Source organism: Psychrobacter sp. P11F6 (assembly GCF_001435295.1).
Lineage (GTDB): Bacteria > Pseudomonadota > Gammaproteobacteria > Pseudomonadales > Moraxellaceae > Psychrobacter.
The window spans coordinates 1,763,566-1,784,125 of the sequence record NZ_CM003594.1 but is presented as its reverse complement, the minus strand read 5'-3'; the positions used below and the strand labels follow the sequence as shown (position 1 = coordinate 1,784,125).

The 20,560-nt window shown below is 40.1% G+C and carries 16 protein-coding genes; 9 read left to right on the top strand and 7 right to left on the bottom strand.

Annotated features, from left to right (window positions below):
* Positions 1–299: 299 nt before the first annotated feature.
* From AK822_RS07305 to AK822_RS07290, 4 genes are read left to right on the top strand one after another with little or no spacing between them, the layout of a single operon-like run.
* A complete protein-coding gene (locus AK822_RS07305) occupies positions 300–1,112 on the top strand; it encodes a hypothetical protein (protein WP_060491122.1) in 813 nt (270 codons plus the stop codon).
* Positions 1,102–4,158 carry a coiled-coil domain-containing protein gene (locus tag AK822_RS07300; protein ID WP_060491121.1) on the top strand — a complete coding sequence of 1,019 codons (3,057 nt, stop codon included), beginning with the start codon at positions 1,102–1,104 and terminating at the stop codon, positions 4,156–4,158. The genes AK822_RS07305 and AK822_RS07300 overlap by 11 nt, the downstream gene beginning before the upstream one ends.
* A complete protein-coding gene (locus AK822_RS07295) occupies positions 4,148–5,509 on the top strand; it encodes a hypothetical protein (RefSeq protein WP_060491120.1) in 1,362 nt (453 codons plus the stop codon). Before AK822_RS07300 ends, AK822_RS07295 begins: the two co-directional genes overlap by 11 nt.
* A gap of 47 nt (positions 5,510–5,556) precedes the next feature.
* Positions 5,557–6,183, top strand: coding sequence for a condensin complex protein MksE (locus AK822_RS07290; protein ID WP_157292372.1), 627 nt, complete (start codon positions 5,557–5,559; stop codon positions 6,181–6,183).
* 272 nt (positions 6,184–6,455) lie between these two features.
* Here AK822_RS07290 and AK822_RS07285 read toward each other — a convergent pair whose 3' ends face one another.
* The gene (locus AK822_RS07285) at positions 6,456–7,361 is read right to left on the bottom strand and encodes a LysR family transcriptional regulator (protein ID WP_205628039.1); all 906 of its coding nucleotides are present in this window, start codon (positions 7,359–7,361) and stop codon (positions 6,456–6,458) included.
* Between the two features lie 294 nt (positions 7,362–7,655).
* Here AK822_RS07285 and AK822_RS07280 point away from each other — a divergent pair, with 294 nt between their 5' ends.
* From AK822_RS07280 to lldD, 3 genes are all read left to right on the top strand, one after another.
* A complete protein-coding gene (locus AK822_RS07280) occupies positions 7,656–9,359 on the top strand; it encodes an L-lactate permease (protein WP_060491118.1) in 1,704 nt (567 codons plus the stop codon).
* 65 nt (positions 9,360–9,424) lie between these two features.
* Positions 9,425–11,131: a D-lactate dehydrogenase gene (gene dld / locus AK822_RS07275; protein WP_060492218.1), complete on the top strand. Its 1,707-nt coding sequence runs from the start codon at positions 9,425–9,427 to the stop codon at positions 11,129–11,131.
* A 127-nt stretch (positions 11,132–11,258) separates the two neighbouring features.
* Positions 11,259–12,401 (top strand): FMN-dependent L-lactate dehydrogenase LldD, encoded by a 1,143-nt coding sequence (gene lldD, locus AK822_RS07270; RefSeq protein WP_060491117.1) that lies wholly within the window; start codon positions 11,259–11,261, stop codon positions 12,399–12,401.
* Between the two features lie 206 nt (positions 12,402–12,607).
* Here lldD and AK822_RS07265 read toward each other — a convergent pair whose 3' ends face one another.
* Entirely contained in the window at positions 12,608–13,876 is a 1,269-nt protein-coding gene (locus AK822_RS07265) for a tyrosine-type recombinase/integrase (RefSeq protein ID WP_060491116.1), read from the bottom strand.
* Positions 13,877–15,070: 1,194 nt separating this feature from the next.
* Positions 15,071–15,556, bottom strand: coding sequence for a hypothetical protein (locus AK822_RS07260; protein WP_060491115.1), 486 nt, complete (start codon positions 15,554–15,556; stop codon positions 15,071–15,073).
* Between the two features lie 395 nt (positions 15,557–15,951).
* On the opposite strand from AK822_RS07260, the gene AK822_RS07255 reads away from it, so the two are divergent.
* Positions 15,952–16,617: a hypothetical protein gene (locus tag AK822_RS07255; protein ID WP_060491114.1), complete on the top strand. Its 666-nt coding sequence runs from the start codon at positions 15,952–15,954 to the stop codon at positions 16,615–16,617.
* Positions 16,618–16,767: 150 nt separating this feature from the next.
* Here the strand turns inward: AK822_RS07255 and AK822_RS07250 are convergent, their stop codons facing one another.
* From AK822_RS07250 to AK822_RS07240, 3 genes are all read right to left on the bottom strand, one after another.
* Positions 16,768–17,511 (bottom strand): M90 family metallopeptidase, encoded by a 744-nt coding sequence (locus tag AK822_RS07250; RefSeq protein ID WP_060491113.1) that lies wholly within the window; start codon positions 17,509–17,511, stop codon positions 16,768–16,770.
* Positions 17,512–17,769: 258 nt separating this feature from the next.
* Positions 17,770–18,495 carry a virulence RhuM family protein gene (locus tag AK822_RS07245; RefSeq protein WP_228138981.1) on the bottom strand — a complete coding sequence of 242 codons (726 nt, stop codon included), beginning with the start codon at positions 18,493–18,495 and terminating at the stop codon, positions 17,770–17,772.
* A gap of 87 nt (positions 18,496–18,582) precedes the next feature.
* A complete protein-coding gene (locus AK822_RS07240; RefSeq protein ID WP_060491112.1) occupies positions 18,583–18,930 on the bottom strand; it encodes a helix-turn-helix transcriptional regulator in 348 nt (115 codons plus the stop codon).
* Positions 18,931–19,143: 213 nt separating this feature from the next.
* On the opposite strand from AK822_RS07240, the gene AK822_RS14660 reads away from it, so the two are divergent.
* A protein-coding gene (locus tag AK822_RS14660) for an IS5 family transposase (protein ID WP_157292369.1) occupies positions 19,144–19,895 on the top strand; the annotation gives its coding sequence in 2 pieces (ribosomal slippage) (positions 19,144–19,351 and positions 19,351–19,895; 753 coding nt in all).
* Here AK822_RS14660 and AK822_RS07225 read toward each other — a convergent pair.
* Positions 19,873–20,499 carry a cupin domain-containing protein gene (locus tag AK822_RS07225; protein WP_060491109.1) on the bottom strand — a complete coding sequence of 209 codons (627 nt, stop codon included), beginning with the start codon at positions 20,497–20,499 and terminating at the stop codon, positions 19,873–19,875. The two genes, AK822_RS14660 and AK822_RS07225, sit on opposite strands and share 23 nt — an antisense overlap.
* Between the last annotated feature and the right edge of the window lie 61 nt (positions 20,500–20,560).

Below are 20,560 nucleotides of genomic sequence, written 5' to 3'. Positions count from 1 at the left end.
TTGTCTTTAGGTCTTTAGAAGACCTTTCAGTTAGTACGCTGTTTATGAGTAAGGGAGTAGCAAAATACTGCTTCACTTTTTAATTCCTTTTTTAGTCTGTCTCGATTCTTCATAAACTTTTTATTTACTTCGTGAAGTCATTGTATTTCTCGCTTTTATTCTATTAATGTCTGAGACTGTGCTGATATGATATAGTCAGCGAACTACTAAACTGTTAGGTATGATGCTCCCTTCGTTGTACTACTTGCATGCTCTGCGGTTGCCGGTTTTTAATATGACTATTAAAAAAGATTTGATATATGGCTGCGAAAACCTTAAAAAACTATTTGGAAAAAATAGACGCTGGTGAAGCTATTAATCTTAGAGCTTTTCAGAAATTAATAGCGTCTATTTCATCCTTTGATGGATTTGCTGAGTCTGACCTACAATCGGTTAAAAAGGGTGCACATACTTACATCCTAAGTTATATCGACCCTGAAAAGTTGGCTTTTTTACACTATTATGCTGAGAGTCAAGGCGAAGATAGAGTCTCAGGAGCAATGCAAAATAATAGCCATGCATTTAAAGTGAATGGCTCACTACTTCTTATCCAAAAATACCAAAACCATCCTGACGTTCTGATATTCAAAGACGACGGTAGGATTCCTAAATATAAAACCAATAAGTCTGCGTTAATATTAGAAAACAGAGAGCTGTTTATTCATAGCGATAAAACATTTAAGTTTTTGAGCGAACACTACCAAATTACTGAGGATATGCGTAAAGACATTGATGTCATCTTTGGTGCAGGGACAGAGATTACTAATAGCTTACACCTTCCATTTTTAAGTCTTTATAACACCTTGTATTTATGTCTAGATCTTGACTTGGGCGGCATTAAAACGGCAACCTCACTGATTAATAACTTGCCATCAAGCATGGAGATTCACTTTGTCATTCCAAATGATGTCGAGTCTCGCCTTAAGCAAGTTATTGATAAATGTTCGCCCGAATATATGCAAAAGGTATACAACCTTGATGAGAATATGCCTCAAGCACTGCTCCCCTGCATACGCATTATCAAAAAACACAATACTATCTTAGAACAAGAGGCATATTTGTATGGCTACTGATTTTAATACTCATCACCTGTCTGTTAATGAGCTTACGGCTCACAATATAAATGCCCCTACTATGGATCATAACGATAACAAATCGTTAGATAGTCCATTGATCGACAATGACTTAAATGACTTAGAAAGGGGTGTTGATGACTATTTGAATGATGACTTTAGACTCAACTATTGTCTTAATAAGATTGTTTTGGTTAACTCTGCGAGTCATGCTTACTCAGAGATACCCATCGATGAGCCTTTAGTACTGCTCGGTAAAAATAACCGCGGCAAAACCTCTAGTCTTGCCGCGACTAAGCTTATTTTATATCCTGAAGTTAATTTTAATAACTGTGAAAGCAAATTTAACTTTACGAACAAAGCAAATGATCCCTACAGCAAGGAAGAGTCTTACAAACATTATTTTCCAATCAGTGAATCTTTTATCGCCGTAGAAGTAAAGAACCACGCTGGTTTATTTACGATGCTGCTATACCGTGTTGGAGATTATAAATACCATCGTTTGTTCTTCCCTGTGCCTTATGAAGAGATAAAGCCGTTCATATGGAATGAGCAGACCAATTACTTTGCTGATGAGTTAGGTATTAAAAGCCTGATAGAGGTACAGAAAAAACTGGGTGGATTACACCTCACCACCAAGCAAGAATTACAAAATGTGATGTACGGTAATAGAGGGTCTAAAACCAGCCATTTTTGTGTGGTGCCGATTAAAGACCAAAAAGAGGCGTCTATTCGCTCTTTTGTCAAAATTTATGAATTAGCGTTTGATGCTGGTAAGGATGAGAAAAAGAAACTGCCCAATGCTATTGCGACTATTATCGAGATGCAGCGGGGACGAGACAAAGAGAAGCTGAACGAAAATGTACATGACCTTAAGATAGAGCGCGCGCAGCTATTTGAAGAAAGTTTAAAGATTAAAAGCTTAACGGATAATAAAGACGACTATGAATTTATTCAAAAGCAGTTTGATGCTCTACATCTGGATGCAAAACATGCGGTCTTAGAGTACACGGCATTTTTACGAGAATTTAAATTAAAGCAACAGCAGTATGCTAAAGATAAAATCGCTATTGGTGCTAGAAAGGAAGACATTGAGAGAGAACGCAATCATGCCATAGAAGAAGTAAAGCAAGTTGCAAATGAGATTACTAGATTGGGCACGCTGCACAAAGCATTAAAAGAGGAAGTAGCACAGCTGCAGCAACAGAAAATCAAAGCTGAGAAAATATTAGGTCAATTTGCTCATAAAAGCCAACAAGATATTATTGCTGAAATGACTATCCAACGTCATAGGTATGACGAAAATTTTAAAGCCATGCAAGCTAAAGAAAATACGGTTATTTTAATTCAGCAAAAAAATAAGCAGAAACAGGACTTAAAGGCAAAAATAAAAGCCGCTCAAAACGGACTTGATAATCATGACTTGTTACTTGCCAATCAGTTACCCTCCCATAGCGCGCATATATTAGGCAGCATTAATGAGGATTTTTTAAATATTACCGCTAATAATCCATTGACGGAGGAAGCTCTACGTCAAATTAGTGATTTCACGGCGCTGTTTATGGTTGATGATGCTAATCATTTGTCCTTTTTATCGTTCACTTTACCTAATACATTTTATCACCCTTATGATGCTGATAAACAGCGCTCCCAGTTTGAAAAAACTATTACACAAGATAAGAGAGAAGCGTCTACATTGAGCCAAGAGATTGGAGAGTTAAACAGAGCACTGTCTCAGTTTGATACAGACATAGGTAAAAAGATTGCTGAGGGGAAAAAACAAGCCCTTAAGGAGCAGATAGTAGAGCTTGATGCCAATATTACGCTACTTGAAGGGTTATCCTTGATCAAAAGTCAGATAGAGGATAAAACACAGAAAATAAGCCAAAAAGAAAAGGCGCTGGCAGAGGCTCAAGACCTGCGAGCCATTAAAGAGCAATCTAAAGCATCAACAGACAGTAAGTATAATCAAATCGTAGAGCAGTTCGATGACATTATTAGCTTTGGTAAAGAGGCCGAAAGCATTACAAATCTGCTGGCAGGTGTAAAATCGCAGGGATTGCCTTATCTAGCGAAAGACGATCCTGAGATAGCATCATATTTAGAAAGTAATGATATTGAGATTAATTTAAATGCAGCATCTACAATCGCCAATCGCATAGGCGGGCTAAGTGAGCGTGTTAATAGGCTTGTCAGCAAAGTGTCAGATTTTACAGAAGTGGTTTTGGTAGAGGGTATTAATCCGCACCAGCGTATTGAAGGTATCAATAGTCTGGGAGAGGTGATTCAGCAATATAAAAATTCCTTTGATACGCTTGAATTTCAAAAAAGCAATTATCATGACAAAATAAAAACCCATAATAGTGTGATTGATAACTTATTAAAAGAAATTACAGATTCGGCTGGATTACTACGTACGACGATTAGCTCCCTCAATAAAAAATTGAATGAGCATAAGATATCTAACTTACATCAAGTCTCTCTTAAGCTTAACTTAGCACCTGATTTTGCCAATTTGGAACGTACCTATGCTAAGCACAATGCCAATCAAACCAGTCTTTTAGATGAGCGCTTTTATGAATCGCTTATCAACTATGTTGAAAAGACTAGCCATTCAAACAGTCAACGTTTAAAAATGCGTAATTTGATTGATAGTATTGACTACGAGTATACGCAGGCGACGGGTGAAATCGAACAAAAGTCACAATCAGGCGGTACGACCAGTACTATTACCGCCTTAATTGCTACATTGCTATTTAGTGAAGCTTTCCAAAAAGGCAGTAGCTTACGCATGCCTATTATTGTGGATGAAGTGGGCACCATTGACAAAGATAATATTAAGACCATTGTTGAACAGGTAAGCAATGCTGGATTTACTATTATATGCGCCAATCCGGGCTTGCATGCAGACACCCTACGCTATATCCCTAATTACATTCGAGTTGATAAAAGCTTGCTCAATGGCAAGCCCAAATCTCGTGATTGTATCTTCCATATTATGCCGAGCCAAATCAACCGTCAGGGGAGGGTTGTGCATGGTCATTAATCGAGAAGCGATATTAGCAGGTATATTAAAGCATAAATCTCATTTTTTTAGATTCGTTGATGTGATTAATGCCAACGAGACGGCGTTACAGTTTCCTATGACAGCATATCTGAAGTTTTACGAACAAGTTATTTATCAAGATGATGACTATGCCTTAAAAGATATCTTAAGTGTCGAGGCATTATTGCAGGCGAATGTATTCGTTAATATTGATGGTTTAACCAATATGGTAACGCTATCAAAAGACATTTATAACATCTTAGTATGGCTGGATATTTCTCGCAAAAAACAATTAGATTCTCAACCTTTTGAATCGCATCGACAAGACGTTGTTCGACTGGCAAATGAGTTGACGACTTTGCCCATTGAGGGTATTAACTTTAAAGAGACTTATGCTTTTTTCTATGAAAAACTTAGCGACATTCAAGTAGATATCTCTGAAAATATGCGAGTCCTAGATTACCGTGTCGATGAAATTGCAGATATGTATAAAAGCCGTGAAATGGGCTCATTAGAGACGGGTTTAGATGAGTTATTTCATAGAGCGCAGCATGTATATCATCGTAACATCACGCCTTGCCTTGAGTTTATTAACCCAAGCCTTGAATTAAAAGGGACTAAAAATCTATCAGAAACCTTAAAAGATCTTGAGCATTATTTTGAAGAAATAGGGGAAGTAGACAAGGCGAGAACACTACAGTTTCGCGTTGGCGCTATCTTCTGTTATTACAAAGACATCAGAGCCATTGCCAGTCGTTTAAACGCTTATTTGGTGAATTTAGCACAAGAAAGAGAGTTCTTTTTGAGTATGGAGCGCGCTTTTGGGGTGTTGGTTGAATCGCTAGTGCCTTTAAGGCATGGACGCCATCAGAATAAATACTTAAATGCGGACAGCGAGGTATTCAAGCTTGCCACAACCTTTGATGGTTTAGAAGATCATAAAAAAAAGTACGAGAAACGTTTTAACTATTCACCAAGTAGGGGACTGGATCATTTTAATAATTATTATGAGATGATGCTCAGACGTCCGTTGAAGCAAAAGCTGGATAATCCCTTACGTGCGTTACCACTAGAGATTGACATTGAAGAGGAACGCTGCGAACAAATATTGAGTATAACGTTATATGAGATAGCAGTGGATAATATGATTGAGAATGTACAACGCTATGTGTGGCAGAAGCTACAGGAGTTATTGCCTAATGCGGGCATAATAGATTTTTTGTATGCGCTCGAATACTTTTTAAGTGCACTGGATGACGCATGTGTGTCTCAGCGCCGCAACGATCGTGATAGGATTGATGATGGTGTTTATTATCTTGATTATATCATTTGGGATTATGCAGAGGCTTAACTTTAAACATCCTAACGTTACTTCAAATAGACAGGTAGCACGCTATTATGGCAAATTACACATTAAGCAAAGAGATATATAGCCATTTAATGAATGGAAAGATGCTCAATAAACATCTCCTTGATAATGCAGGTGATGACACCGTTAATCCATTATTTATTGAGATAATAGACAATAAAGATGAATACGTTAAACAGTATAAAATGAGCGGTTATCATCTGGTTATTGCACCAATAAATGATCCTGAGTATATTTGCATCGTTGCTACAGGCACGCTAGATGGCACAAAAACTGAACTAGCAATGAAAGCGATGACTATGTTGCTTGTTATTGGTCAATATATTAATCACCATAAATTTAAACTCAGTAAATTAACCAATGCGAAAAGTGGTGGCTTGACTGAAGATGATTTTTTGAAAATGGCAGATATGCCTCATGTTAAAGAGATATTGGAGAAATCCAAACTCATCACAAAAGGTGAGCGGACGTTGCAAGATGTGGTTATTAAACTATTGGTTCATCGAGATATTATGATTGAAGTACCTAGCAAAAAAGCTTATATATTAACCAACGCAGGCCATTCTTTTTATCAGGAGATTCAGCGTAAGTTTGACACTGAGTCTGAGCTAGCAAATGAAGAAGATAATACGACAATAGATATGCGGGCAAGTTAATATTCAGAACAGCAATGTGTTATGACTTGATTGCCGAACTTGCCAATGTAGCTAATATGAGAATTATATTTGGCTCATCAATCATTTTTATTGCTCATAAAAAACTCTTCACTATCTTTTTAATTTTAAGACCGCTAAATTATTGAATGTTCTAATTAATGATATGCTATATATACAAAAAAGTAAGTTCTATGGCTCATAGTCATAACAACCTCTTATTAGCTCTTGTATTTCATTAGTCTTTTTATATACATCAAAAACAGGCTTATTACTTAGTAGTAGTAAGCCTGTTTTTGATGTAATGAGTCTCGTAAATGTGCAACGAGCAGTTTTAACTTTTGATCCGGTTGTCTGGCCTTAGGATAAACCGCATATAGCCCCAGCTTCTTGCTGGTAAAACATTGTAAAATCTGCGTGAGTGTATTTTTCTGTATTTCCTCATAGATCAACACTTGTGGTAAAAAAGCGATACCTAAATCGCTAAGCGCGGCTTGCTTAATTGCACTCAGATGATTGCTATGAAACCGACCATTGACAGATATTAATTGCTCTTTGCTGTCTATATATAGCGGCCATGTACTGTTAGCCGTATTATCAAACTTATAAACCAAGCACTCATGATTCTGTAACTGTTCAGGAGTTTGAGGCGTACCATATTGCTTTAAATAGGCTGGAGTCGCGCATATAATCCATTGGCTATCTATAAGGCGCCTTGCAATGAGTGAGGAATCTTCAAGCACAGCGGTCCTTAGTGCCAAATCAAATCCTTCCTCTATCAAGTCAACCAATCGATTGGTAATTTGTAACTCTACTGATACTTCAGGGTGTTGTTTACAGAATTCGGCAATAGATTCGCTAAATATGAAATTCGCAGAGACCACAGGCATGGTTATACGTATATGGCCTTTCATATCTTCGCCGTAACCCGTGACAGCATTTTCAGCTTCTTGAAAGGCGGATTTAGCAATTTTAGCTTTGTTATAAAGCGCCCTGCCTGCATCGGTTAAGCTCAACTTTCTAGTGGTTCTATAAAGCAGTTGTGTATTTAAGTTCTCTTCTAATCTCGCAATGCGCTTGCTCACTACTGAGTTCGTCAATGATAATTTTTCAGCGACTCTAGAAAATGACCCTTCTTCAACAACTTGAACGAATAAAATCATGTCGTCAGCTTTGGTCACACTTGTTCTCCAATTGCAGTAATGTGTTTCTGATTATATCAAAAAAGGAAAATAACATTGTCCATTGATGCAATATATCAATGAATTAACAAGGCGTAGACTATTCCAGGGCGTTTTTGACATTGGGACATAAACTGTCGCAAGTCGTGCTCGGCTTTTTCTGCAAGACAGATTTAGTAAATAAGCAGTCCCTATTTGTGAATATTTAATACAACTTAGTCATCATGGGTTCGTCAAAATAAAGGCTTCGATGACTTGGTTCAGGGAAGATCACACAATCAAAAGGATGTAATTTTGAATCAAACAATATATGGGCTTTTGGCATTACTGCCAATCGTTCTCTGTGGTATTTTTCTGATAGGTTTGCAATGGTCAGCTAAAAAAACAATGCCAATCATTTTAGTGGTTACCGCAGCGCTTGCCATTTTTATATGGGATATGACGCTTAACCGAGTGTCATCATCTATTATTCAGGGTTTGGTGATTACGGTTTCGGTATTGTGGATAGTCTTTGGTGCTATTTTTTTGTTGAATACATTAAAACATACTGGTGCAATCGCCGTTATCCGTGCTGGGTTTACTAATGTATCGCCAGATAGGCGTGTGCAAGCCATTATTATTGCATGGTGCTTTGGCTGCTTTCTTGAGGGTGCCTCTGGTTTTGGTACAGCTGCCGCTATTGCAGCGCCTTTGCTGGTGGCAGTAGGATTTCCGGCGCTGGGTGCAGTGCTGATGGGAATGATGATACAAAGTACACCTGTATCATTTGGTGCGGTCGGTACGCCTATTGTGATAGGGGTAAATGATGGGTTAGATAAAGCTGCCATTAGCGCTCAACTGGCACAAGAAGGAGTACAGTGGGGCGAATTTTTACAACTGATTACCAGTCAAGTCGCCATTATTCACGGTGTCATTGGTACGTTTATGCCACTTTTTATGGTGATGATGCTCACTCGCTTCTTTGGTAAAAACAAAAGCTGGCGGGAAGGCTTTGCGATTTGGCCGTTTGCAATTTTTGCAGGCTTGGCATTTACAATCCCTTATATGATAACCGGTGTTTTTTTAGGGCCAGAGTTTCCGTCACTGGTCGGTGGCTTGGTCAGTATTCCTGTCGTTGTTAATGCTGCTAAAAGAGGGTTTTTGGTACCAAAAACCACATGGGATTTTGAACCGCAAAAAAACTGGCCGAGTGAATGGCTTGGTAAGTTAGTGGTCAGTAAAGAAGATACTACGCTGACCTTGAGTGATAAGAAGATGTCCACCCTTATGGCGTGGTTCCCTTATTTACTGGTTGCCCTTTTACTGGTGTTTTCAAGAGTATTTACAGGCTTTCAGTCTTTACTTAACAGTGTGGCAGTAGACCTAACCTCGATTTTAGGTGAGACAGATATCAGTGCCAGTTTTAGTCCTTTATACTTACCAGGTGGCTTGTTACTAATTAGTGCTTTGGTTGCCGCCGCTTTTCAAACTAGAAAGCCCGTCAGCGCCCTAAACAGTGCCTTTAAAGAATCAGGCAAGACTGTACTAGGGGCTGGATTTGTACTTATTTTTACGATTCCAATGGTTAGAATTTTTATCAATTCAGGCATAAACTTATCAGATGTGGCGAGTATGCCAGTCGCCAGTGCAGAGTTGTTTTCAGGTACTTTTGGCAATGTTTTTCCATTGATTAGTGCAACCATTGGTGCTTTAGGTGCATTTATCGCAGGCTCTAATACCGTATCTAATATGATGTTCAGTCAATTCCAATATGAAGCCGCCATGAGCTTACATATTTCACCTTCTCTAATCATCGCGGCGCAAGCGGTTGGTGCCGCAGCCGGTAATATGGTTGCCATACATAACGTGGTGGCTGCATCAGCAACGGTGGGTTTACTTGGTATGGAGGGCGCCACACTTAGGCGTACTATTTTACCCACCATATACTATGTGTTGTTCTGTGGCATCATCGTCATGGCCGCCATTTACATTTTTGGTTTTCAAGGGCCCTTAGCATGATGAATGACACACAATCACAAGATAAGGAGCATCATATATCTTCGTCAAATCGCGCTTCTCAAGGCATGCTTAGTCCTGATCAGGTGTTAGATAAACTAACCAACTTGCTAGGCGCGAGTAATGTACAGGCTGATCCAGAGAAAAATGAGCACTATAGAATGGGGTGGCGCTCTGGTGGCGGCAGTGCCTTAGCGGTCTTGTTCCCGCAAACATTGCTGGACATTTGGCGTAGCCTAGAAGTGTGCGTTGAAGGCGACTGTATTATCATTATGCAAGCTGCAAAAACAGGCCTGACTGAAGGATCCACACCGAGCGGTAATGACTACGATAGACCTGTTGTGGTGATTAATACGCTTGCCATAAACCAGTTGTATTCGGTGAATAATAACGAGCAAGTGATTAGCTTGCCTGGGGCAACATTGCATCAGTTGCAAAGTCAGCTTAATGCTGTCAATAGAGCGCCTCACTCTGTCATCGGTTCCTCGACATTGGGAGCGTCTGTTATTGGTGGTATATCTAATAACTCTGGTGGGGCTTTGGTCAAAAGAGGCCCTGCCTATACCGAGCTTGCTGTGTTTGCCCAAATAAATGAACACGGTCAACTGGTGCTAGTCAATCATCTAGACGTCGAGTTGGGTGATACGCCGGAAGAAATATTAACGAATTTGCAAAACGGTCATTTTGATAGAAGAGAATTACCTGACACTGGTAAGCTCGCATCTGACAGAGAGTACATCGCCCGAGTAAAAGATGTTGATGCAAGCACGCCCAGTCGCTTTAATGCGGACAAGCGCAGACTGTATGAAGCAAGCGGCTGTGCTGGCAAGCTTGCCGTATTTGCAGTACGTCTTGACACTTATCCAATAGCGGCAAAAGAGCAAACTTTCTACATAGGCACCAACAGTGTGAGTGAGCTTGCACAGCTCAGAAGACAGATACTATCCCGCTTCGACAATATCCCTGAAGTGGGCGAGTATATGCATCGTGATATATTTGATGTCTCCGCTAAATACGGTAAAGACACGTTCTTGAGTATCAAGCATCTCGGTACAAATGCTTTACCTAGACTGTTCTCTATCAAAGGCGCTATGGATGCAAAGTTCCATAAGTGGTCATGGATGCCAAAGCATTTCACTGACAAAGTCATGCAGTTTATCGCTACTCTATTTCCAAAGCATTTGCCCAAGCGCATGATGGAGTACCGTAATCAATACGAGCATCACCTCATCATAAAAATGAGTGATGAAGGTATAGCAGAGGCTCAAGATTTTCTGAAGACGTTTTTTGATGCGTCGGATACGGGTAACTATTTTGAATGTAGTCAGGAAGAGTCAGAAAGCGCACTTTTAAATCGTTTTGCCGCAGCTGGTGCCGCATTACGCTATGAAATCATACATGAAAAAGAAGTCGGCGAGATATTAGCGCTGGATATTGCCATACCACGTAACGAGCTAGAGTGGCTTGAAAGCTTGCCTGAAGACATTGAAAAACACTTAGAAAAGAAGCTGTATTACGGACATTTCTTTTGTTATGTGTTTCATCAAGACTATATCTTGAAGAAGGGCAGTGATGCCAAGTTTGTTAAAAAGATGATGTTAGAGCTATTGAGCGCACGCGGAGCCAAATATCCTGCTGAGCATAATGTCGGTCATCTATACGAAGCAGAGCCTGATTTGCAGAATTTCTATAAAAGTCTAGACCCAACCAATAGCTTTAATCCGGGTATTGGTAAAATGTCGAAAACCAAACGTAATTGCTCGTGCTGTGTGTAATAGTGAGTGTGGGTTGAGCTTGCCGCTTCAAAAATAAGCCAATTGCATCCATCGTTTAGCACTAATCAATAAATAATTAGAGATTCAAAAATATTACATAGATATCTAACAGAATAAGGGCAAGCGTATGATTATTTCATCTCCAAACGACTACAGGGCTGCTGCCAAGCGCCGACTGCCACCATTTCTATTTCATTATATAGATGGCGGTGCTTATGAGGAATATACCTTAAAACATAATGTTGAAGATTTATCGAAAATTGCCCTTAGACAACGTGTACTGAATGATATGTCACAGCTTAGTCTCGAAACGCAGTTATTCAATGAAACTCTATCTATGCCTGTAGCGTTGTCACCCGTGGGTCTGACAGGCATGTATGCCCGCCGCGGAGAAGTGCAGGCCGCTATGGCAGCCGATCAAAAAGGCATTCCGTTTACCATGTCGACAGTTTCGGTTTGTCCGATTGAAGAAGTGGCGCCTAAAATTAACCGTCCAATGTGGTTTCAGCTTTATGTATTAAAGGACCGAGGATTTATGAAAAATGCCTTGGAGCGTGCCAAAGCGGCGGGTTGTTCGACCTTGGTTTTTACGGTAGATATGCCAGTACCAGGGGCACGCTACCGAGATATGCACTCTGGTATGAGCGGTAAAAATGCTGCTATGCGCCGTTACTTCCAGTCTATGACGCATCCGCAATGGGCATGGGATGTAGGGCTAAATGGCCGTCCGCACGATCTGGGCAATATCTCTGCTTATTTAGGTAAGCCAACAGGATTGGAAGACTATATAGGCTGGCTAGGTAATAACTTTGACCCCTCTATTTCTTGGAAAGATTTAGATTGGATTCGCGAGTACTGGGATGGGCCTATGGTTATCAAAGGTATTTTGGACCCAGAAGATGCCAAAGATGCGGTGCGTTTTGGGGCAGACGGCATAGTCGTATCCAATCATGGTGGGCGACAGCTGGACGGTGTTTTATCCAGTGCACGGGCGCTGCCTCCTATTGCCGATGCGGTTAAAGGAGAGATTAAAATTTTAGCCGACTCTGGCATACGTAATGGCTTAGATATTGTGCGTATGTTGGCTTTGGGCGCTGACATTTGCATGCTAGGGCGCGCTTTTATTTATGCTTTAGCAGCGGATGGCGGTGCAGGGGTAAGCAATTTGTTAGAACTGCTAGATAAAGAAATACGCGTCGCAATGACCTTGACTGGTGCCAAAACGATTGCTGATATTAATTCTGACTGTTTGGTAAAACTGGATAATTAAACCGAGGCTATAGAGTTTGTCAGTACACGAAGTGAGCTATTGCAAATAAGATACCGGAGCTTAGAAGCCGTCAGCTTGCGAATGTTAGTGTGTTTTGGTTGTTATGTGATGAATGGGAATGAGATGCTATGCAAAGGGCTTATTGTGCACTGTGAATGCTAATAGGCATATTATTATTGAGTGATACGATCAATGTAAAGTAAGTATTACGTTGAACCCCGGAGCTTATCTATATAGTCTGCCCAATCTTGCATCATGTGTACCCTAGTATCTATTTCATCTAATCGGTTATAAGCGCCGCCATGCGTATCCTTTATTCGATGTCCTAATTGCAGCTCAGTCACGATATCTGAATAACGCAGCTCAGGTTGTTCCATTAGTAGAGTTTTCGCTGATGCTCGAAATCCATGAGCGCATTGAACATCCTTATATCCAAGCCTATGAAATATTTGCACTAGCGTTGCTTTACTAATATAAGGATTGCTCGAGGCGCGTATCGATGCAAATACGTGTTCTTTGTGACCTGTGATTGCTTGTATTTTTCTTAAGCGCTCAATTACTTGAGTGGCTAGTGGCACAACTAAGTGCGATACCATGTCATCACGACCTTCGCCTTTAGTAGGAGAAAACTCCCATAGCTTATTATCCCAATCTATATCTTGCCAGCGCATAGACCGCAAATCGATACTACGCACAAAGACATACGGTAGTAAATTCATCGCTTCTAATGTGGTTTTACTTGCACCTTTGAAATGGGACATATCGTTTAGGAGAGTGGCAAACTGATCAGGCTTGGTGATGGCTGGTAAGTGGTTACCTGAGCTAGCAGGTGCGAGCTCGCCACGCGTATCAATAGCTACGTTTCTATCGCATAATCCTCTTGCGACAGCAAATGAGAAGACCTTTTCAGTATAAAGCCGAGTGCTGGCACCAACGAAGGTTGCTTGATTTTCATTATTTTGAATCGCCTCACATACACTCAATATCATCTCGCTTGTGATATCGTTCATTCTTAAGTCGCCAATCTCACGACACATATATCCTAGACACAAATCCCAAAATTTAAGAGTTGATTCACTAAATGCGCGCTTTCTAGATTTACTATGGTGACGACTTGATGTTTTGTGGTTTCGCCACGCTTGTGTAATTTCAGAAAATGTGGCGTTCTTTAGATGAGCATACTTATTGACTTGTTCTTTTTTATGGATAGTTTTAGGGTCAGAGCCTTGTGCGACCATACTAAGTATAGTTTCTGCTTTATACTTAGCTTCATATAGACTGATATCTTCGACCTTACCTAACATCATTCTAGGGCGCTTACCATCGATATGCGGATGAGCGTACCGTAAGTAGTACTCCTTTTTACCATTTGGATAAATACGAATACTTAAACCCGCGATACCTGAGACACTGACCGAGTAATCTTTATCTCGGCATTCAAGTTTATTGATATCATTTAAATTATCGACAGCCATGATGTACATCCGTCAGCTTTATAAGCTAGGTAAATTGTGAGTGTTAATCTATTATCTCTATACTTAGATTTAGAGCAATCTTTGCGCACGTTTTATGAGTCCTGAAAAGCGTCTTCTGGGAAACGTAGATAGCTATTGGACACTAACATGGACACTGTTATTCATTAGTGAGTTTACAAAACCCTTTAAATATAAGGTTATAAAGTATATTCATTCCCAAGTGAAGGTTGGGGATGATTGTAGTATAACGACTGAAGGAGGAGTAGGCTATGCGTTTATTGAGCTGTAGGTTATTATTACTGGTTATTTTGGTCAAATAATTGGAGTTAATATAAGATGAATGCTTTTCCTAGCATTTGATTGAGCATATTTTCGACAAAAACCATGCTCCTGTACGTGCACAGAATATAAAAATTAGGGGCGTAGTACTGTTCTGTGCAAATTTGACGGTTGTTAACTCAGTGCTTTAGATGGAATTATATTACGAATAGTGAGGGGGTTTTTGATAACTTAAAACAAAAAGTATTACAGCTTAGTTGGCAATGATACTCGCCACTATAAGGTATATCTAAACCAGACTTGCAGACAGGTCAAGTAAGAGTATTGTAATATCATACCTGCGCTATTAGAACTGATATGAAGTAACAGATATCAAAAAGAGTTATGATTTTTGAGCTAAGCTAATAATCTATAGGTAGTGATATCTTTATATGCCTAACGTATTGCAAAAGCATTCGTACCAAAGAGCCAGATGATTAAGATGCTAACAATTGAATGATAGTGAATTTTGCTGTTGGATGATGATTAGGAATGAGAGACTATGCAAAGGGCTAGCTATGCATGGTGAAGGTAATAAGCATATTAACCATAGTCAGAACAAGTTCATCGAACAGATTAACTTTGAATGAATGGTAGATTAAACCTTCAAGGCATATCAGCTAGTAGTTACGTTAGGAGTGATTACAGTATTTATTTGATAGGTGGTACATATTCTGGTCAAGCAATTATCAATCAGATTAATAATTTACCGTTTGATTATAATTCCATGAATTTGCTATCAGGTATTGCTTATTTAACATAATATACATTATGCGAAAACAAGCCAATGGGTTTAGAAGTTAGGCTCATAGTCTTATACAGTGCTATTTATAAGCTCTCATGATTGTTTATGTGACTCTTATTCAGGGTTTTTGGCTAGCGACAGGTTTCTAGTAAATGCTTGCGCAAAGACTTGCCATCTTCACCTAAAACCACATCTGCCACTCGGCAATTGGCATTGTCATCGGTACCATTACATGACAACTCATAATAAACATTGCTGCCATGTGCCAAACCTACTTGCACCAATCCTTGGTCAGTCATCGAAAACTGTTTGTCTTGTGCATAATCAGGATCTTGCGAATCCCACAATACATCATAATCAACATGACAAGATATTTGCTCTCTATCAAAATAATCCTGTTCAATCTGCATCGCGGCTTGTAGATCTGGGTCGGCATACTGTTGCAATACGCCCGGATTATCCATGCCTTGATTGTTGATATCTTGCTGATACATGTTGCTAATGGTCGCTATTTTTATGGCTGCATAAGTCTGAGTTGACTCTACTATATCAGCTATAGCAGAATTGGTTGCTATTAGTCCCATAACTAGCAGCATCAGTGAATAATGTGTTGGCATAGCGTTCTCTACGAGCTTCAATGATATAAGTGTTATAAACCATTACATCATAACCATATTATGACTCTGCTGTATTATCGTATCATTCCGGTTTATCTACTAAAAACAATCTATTACTTAGGGCGCGTCCTCAATTCAATCGATTATTAACTAAATGGACTAAAAATGGCTGAATTTTGCCAAACATCGTTAAATAGCTTATGAATATCTTGATATTATTTGCGCTACTTTCCTTGTTTGACAGCAATTTATCTCATTTTTATCACCATTTTTAGAATAAGGACACACCCTAGTAACTTTTAAATAATAACTTTTTGCTCAGTAATCTTGTGAAATTTGCCCAATTATATTCACAGTAACGTATATTTCGCTAACCACTGCGATAAGGATGCTTTATGACCCTATTATCTACTTTCAAAGACCGTTCATCTAAATTAACCGTTGGCGGCGCATTGGCTTTGGCGCTAGCAGCAACTGGCTGTCAATCTTCTGCTGAATCCAATATAGCCACTCCAAATCAATCTAACGGTCATTCATCAACGCCTGTTGTCTCCGATATCAGTCAGCAAACCCTTAAGCAGCAAGCCTTACGTATTCAGCGCGCGCTTGCGAATAAAGATTTTTCTCGCATCACCAATGATATTCATCCAACCCGTGGCGTCCGTTTTTCGATGTATGCCTATGTGCGTCCTGAGACAGATAAAGTCTTTAGCCGTGCACAATTCGCCCAATATTTACAACAGTCTAAAATTCGTTTTACTTGGGGTGAAAAAGACGGTACGGGCGATCTACTCGTCACGCCACTACCTACATATTTAGACACGTGGATTGATGCTAGCAAATTTAACAATGCCAGTATCAGTATTAATGAGTTCCAACACAGTGGGAATATGATTAATAACCTGAAGAAAATTTATCCCAATTCAGAGGTTGTCGAGTTTTATCATGAAGGCTCGGAGGAATACGCTGGTATGGATTGGCGCATCATGCGTTTAGTGTTTGAAGAGTATGAAGGTAAACGCTATTTGGTCGCTATTGTGAATGAGCAATGGACAACTTAAATAGTTTTTATCTATAAAAACATAGACTTAAAGGAAAAATAATCCAAAAAAAGGGCAGTGTCATGAAACCCATGCACTGCCCTTTTTCATTGCTTTTTCATGTCTATATATTCATTGTCGAACATTAATAGCGACTATTAATGATTTTGATTAAAGTGGTGTTTGGCGAAAAAACTTCATCATTATGTCGTAAATATCAGGGTAAGCATCGACCAGATTTTGCGGCGTCTCAAAAAATACCTCACTGAGCACTGCAAAAAACTCCGCTGGATTGGTCGCGCCATAACGATCAAGACCTGATTTATGATGGCTTTGAAAATCCTCAAAATCTCGTGTCATAATTTCAGTCCAGCGCGCAGGATTCATATCCGCTTGTAGCGGTGGAAAGCCGTTGGCACGATCATTTAACATATCAAGCTTATGCACAAACTCATGAATGACCACGTTATGACCATCGCGCTCCCCTGAGTGTTTGGCATCCTTCCACGACAGAATAACGGGGCCGCGCAGCCATGCTTCGCCGCTACGGTGCTGACTGCCCTCATGGACAATGCCCAGCTCATCGACAGTGGTGGTTTCGCTCTTGTAGGAACCAGGATAAATGATAATGGCTGACCAGCCAGCATACCACTCAAGGCTAAGGTTTAAGATAGGCAAGCAAGCTTGCAAGGCGATGGATTGCCGCACCGTATCGCTAATCTCAAAACCTTGTGCGCCCGTGATTGACTTATCCGCCAAAAATAACGTCGCCAGCTCAAACAAGCGTGTTAGCTCGTCCTCATTTAACCGATCAAGTATGACAATACGCTTTGCCGCTTGCATCCAGTCAGCATGGGTAAACTCGCTGTTGTCCAATATGCGCTGCTCGCGCCAGTCTTTTATCATGCTAAACATATTGAAGTTCCTTTAATTTTGTCGTTAGAATGTGCTTTTTATTATTGGCGTTATGTGTTTTTAAGAGGTTAAATAATGCTGACAATAAGCCTGTTTATCAACTCTCTAACGACAACATATTCATAATCAGCTTAATCAAGGTTTCTTTTTGGTTGGGATCAGATTCAGCGACCAGTAAGGTTAATGCCGCAAGCCCTGTATTATTGATGACCATGTCACCTCTATCATTCAGTAGTCGATGGTTACGATGCAGAAAATCTACAAACAAAAAATGGTTTGCTGTAAATTACCCAGTACGCTGTCCAACCCATCACCGCGAGGCTTGGCAAATAGTTCAGTCGCTTCACCTCTATTTATCAGCTGCGCTTTTAAATCCGTCAGCGCTGCCATCGCCTCAGTCGGACTGGGTAAGATACCGCCATCCTCCCCTGAAGGATTATCAAGCAAGCCTTCATCATAGCGCTGTAACCATAAAAATGTCTGTGTATAACGGCTGATAATCTCAACCAAGCCGCGTCCTTCATCGGTTTTCAGCTCGGGACTTTGCGCGGTTTTCCTAATTAAATTTAATGCTTGTTGTAGTTCGCTTGAGTTTTTATCAAAACGCTCTTGATTGAGCGTATAGCCTTGAACTAAGTATTCACGTAAGCGCTGGGTTGCCCAGCGTCTAAACTGCACACCTTGGGGAGATTTGATGCGATACCCTACTGAGATAACTACATCTAAGTCATAAAAAGTCACAGGGCGGTCAGAATTTGCAATATGCATTTTTTGCATATTGCTTTTCTCAGCGATCTCTTCATCGTTTATGGCATTGGCAATATGACGCGAAATCACTGATTGGTCACGACCAAACAACTCTGTCATTTGTGATTGTGACAGCCAGACCGTATCCTGTCCAAAACGTACGTCTACCTGCGCTTTTCCATCAGCGCTTTCATATATCTCTACTTTTGCTGTTTTATCATTCGTAGCAACAGTCATCTTGGTTTTTCCTTAAATATAAATATACGCGCTAATGCTCAATGTATAAATCATACAGCGACTGCATAACAGAGTACATAATAATAACTATCCTGTGCCTGTGCTTGGTGTATCTCGCGGCGAATAACCGAAATGTTGCTTATAAATGCGTGAAAAATAACCTTGGTCGCCATAACCGACTCTATGCGCCACTTCATCTATAGTCAGGTGGCTTTTGGTTTTTAAAATGTGATTGGCCTGCTTTAAGCGCAATTCCTTGACCCAGTCTGAAAAAGTATAAGGTAGATCGGAAAACAGCTTGTGTAAGTATCTGGCAGAGATATGACAAGCAGCAGCGACGGTCTTAGGATTAAGGTCAGAGCTTGCTAAGTTTAGACTTACATAGTGTTCTATCCGCTTTAAGTGCACCGATTGTATGGACGAGCTGGTACTCATCATCACCTCTTTCGGGGCGATCAATGTCAATACAATAAGGTTAAGCAGCTGCTGCTCTAATATTTTTATCTCTAAATCACCCAGCTGATTGTTATGAATAAGCGCCAGTATTTGACCAATTTGAAATCCTAGGGCGTGTCCCTAATTGGAAAAAGTAAATATAGGCGCTAAAATAAGGTCTATATTTTAGCGATCGATAGGTATTCATTAAAGATGGCCAGACAAGCATTGACCGATAATCTCTGGAAACAGCTACAAGTGACAATGGCACAACATGGTTGCTACCAAAAAGATAAGAATCGTGACGTGATGGAAGCCATTCTTTGGAAACTACGTACAGGTGCTCCTTGGCGTGATATACCTGAAGAATTATGCCCGTGGAAGACAGCTTATAACCGTTTTAATCGCTGGTCAAAGACTGGTTTGTGGGAGAAATTTTTTTTAGCCTACGAAAAGAAGTTGATACGGAATGGGTATTCATCGACGGAAGTTATATACGCTGTCACCAACATGCAAGTGGAGCTCGGCTTGGTGAAGACCGAGCAATTGGACAAAGCCGTGGCGGAGCAACTACAAAGATACACCTATGCTGTGATGCCGATGGATATCCGCTCGATTTTAAAATCACTGGGGGTGAAGTCCACGACAGTCAAGTTGCAGGTGAATTGATTGACATGATTGGACAAGCTGATTACTTTATCGCTGATAAAGGCTATGACTCAGAAGCCATCAGAGACAAAGCCCGTACCCACGATATGGTGTCTGTCATCCCTAAAAGGAAAAATGCCAAACAGCCTAATCCAGAGTTTGATAGCTATTTATACAAACTGCGTCATCTTGTAGAAAATATGTTTGCAAGGCTCAAGCATTTTCGTAGCATCACTACTCGCTATGAGAAGTTGGCTCGCAACTTTAAGTCTATGCTTTACCTAGCGTGTACCATTATTCATTGCAAGATGAATTGAGGACACGCCCTAGTAACCTGCCAGCACCTTCATCAATAGTTAAGCTGCGTGCGAACTGTCGCTCTATAGTGCCCATTTGTGCAGTGAGTAATGCCAATGGTACCTTAATCACATACAATGATGCTTCATGCAGATGATAAAACTCATAAGGTAAGCTGGACAGTTCAATAAAGAATTGACCGGGTTTAGAGGTCAGCTGTCGTCCTTTTTGGGCAAAACGAACGTCGCCTGTCATAGGAAAAGTAATTAAAATACTGTCATCAATATAGCCGGAACTCTGTCTGCCGCGATTATAGTGCACAGTATTAGCATGATAGTGCGAAACACCTATCTCTAGAAGCTTAGCATGTTGCAAAAAACCAGAAAACTTATTCGGTTGCCTGAAACTGACATCAAGATCAAAGTAAGTCTCATTGATGGTATGTTTCCAGTCAAAGGCACCTAAGGTTTGCATGCGATCCGTTGCTGGCATCTCTAACCCTGAGGGGCTTAGAAGATTTTTATTCATTGATAAATCATGTGCAGTGACGTCTTTTATCTTATCTGCTAGCAAGGTTTGATGAGAGGTATTTTGATAACGGTTTGGCTTTTGATTTGCATTCATCCTTGAACACTCAATATGTGGTATACAACTGTACTGATATCCTATCAGTTATTGATCAATA

What these genes read in the sequence shown, in the direction of transcription:
- AK822_RS07250 (WP_060491113.1), bottom strand. Translation starts at nt 17,511, where the DNA reads ATGTTTAGCATGATAAAAGACTGGCGCGAGCAGCGCATATTGGACAAC.
- AK822_RS07305 (WP_060491122.1), top strand. Translation starts at nt 300, where the DNA reads ATGGCTGCGAAAACCTTAAAAAACTATTTGGAAAAAATAGACGCTGGT.
- AK822_RS07260 (WP_060491115.1), bottom strand. Translation starts at nt 15,556, where the DNA reads ATGCCAACACATTATTCACTGATGCTGCTAGTTATGGGACTAATAGCA.
- lldD (WP_060491117.1), top strand. Translation starts at nt 11,259, where the DNA reads ATGATTATTTCATCTCCAAACGACTACAGGGCTGCTGCCAAGCGCCGA.
- dld (WP_060492218.1), top strand. Translation starts at nt 9,425, where the DNA reads ATGCTTAGTCCTGATCAGGTGTTAGATAAACTAACCAACTTGCTAGGC.
- AK822_RS07255 (WP_060491114.1), top strand. Translation starts at nt 15,952, where the DNA reads ATGACCCTATTATCTACTTTCAAAGACCGTTCATCTAAATTAACCGTT.
- AK822_RS07300 (WP_060491121.1), top strand. Translation starts at nt 1,102, where the DNA reads ATGGCTACTGATTTTAATACTCATCACCTGTCTGTTAATGAGCTTACG.
- AK822_RS07265 (WP_060491116.1), bottom strand. Translation starts at nt 13,876, where the DNA reads ATGGCTGTCGATAATTTAAATGATATCAATAAACTTGAATGCCGAGAT.
- AK822_RS07225 (WP_060491109.1), bottom strand. Translation starts at nt 20,499, where the DNA reads ATGAATGCAAATCAAAAGCCAAACCGTTATCAAAATACCTCTCATCAA.
- AK822_RS07240 (WP_060491112.1), bottom strand. Translation starts at nt 18,930, where the DNA reads ATGAGTACCAGCTCGTCCATACAATCGGTGCACTTAAAGCGGATAGAA.
- AK822_RS07290 (WP_157292372.1), top strand. Translation starts at nt 5,557, where the DNA reads ATGGCAAATTACACATTAAGCAAAGAGATATATAGCCATTTAATGAAT.
- AK822_RS07245 (WP_228138981.1), bottom strand. Translation starts at nt 18,495, where the DNA reads ATGACTGTTGCTACGAATGATAAAACAGCAAAAGTAGAGATATATGAA.
- AK822_RS07295 (WP_060491120.1), top strand. Translation starts at nt 4,148, where the DNA reads ATGGTCATTAATCGAGAAGCGATATTAGCAGGTATATTAAAGCATAAA.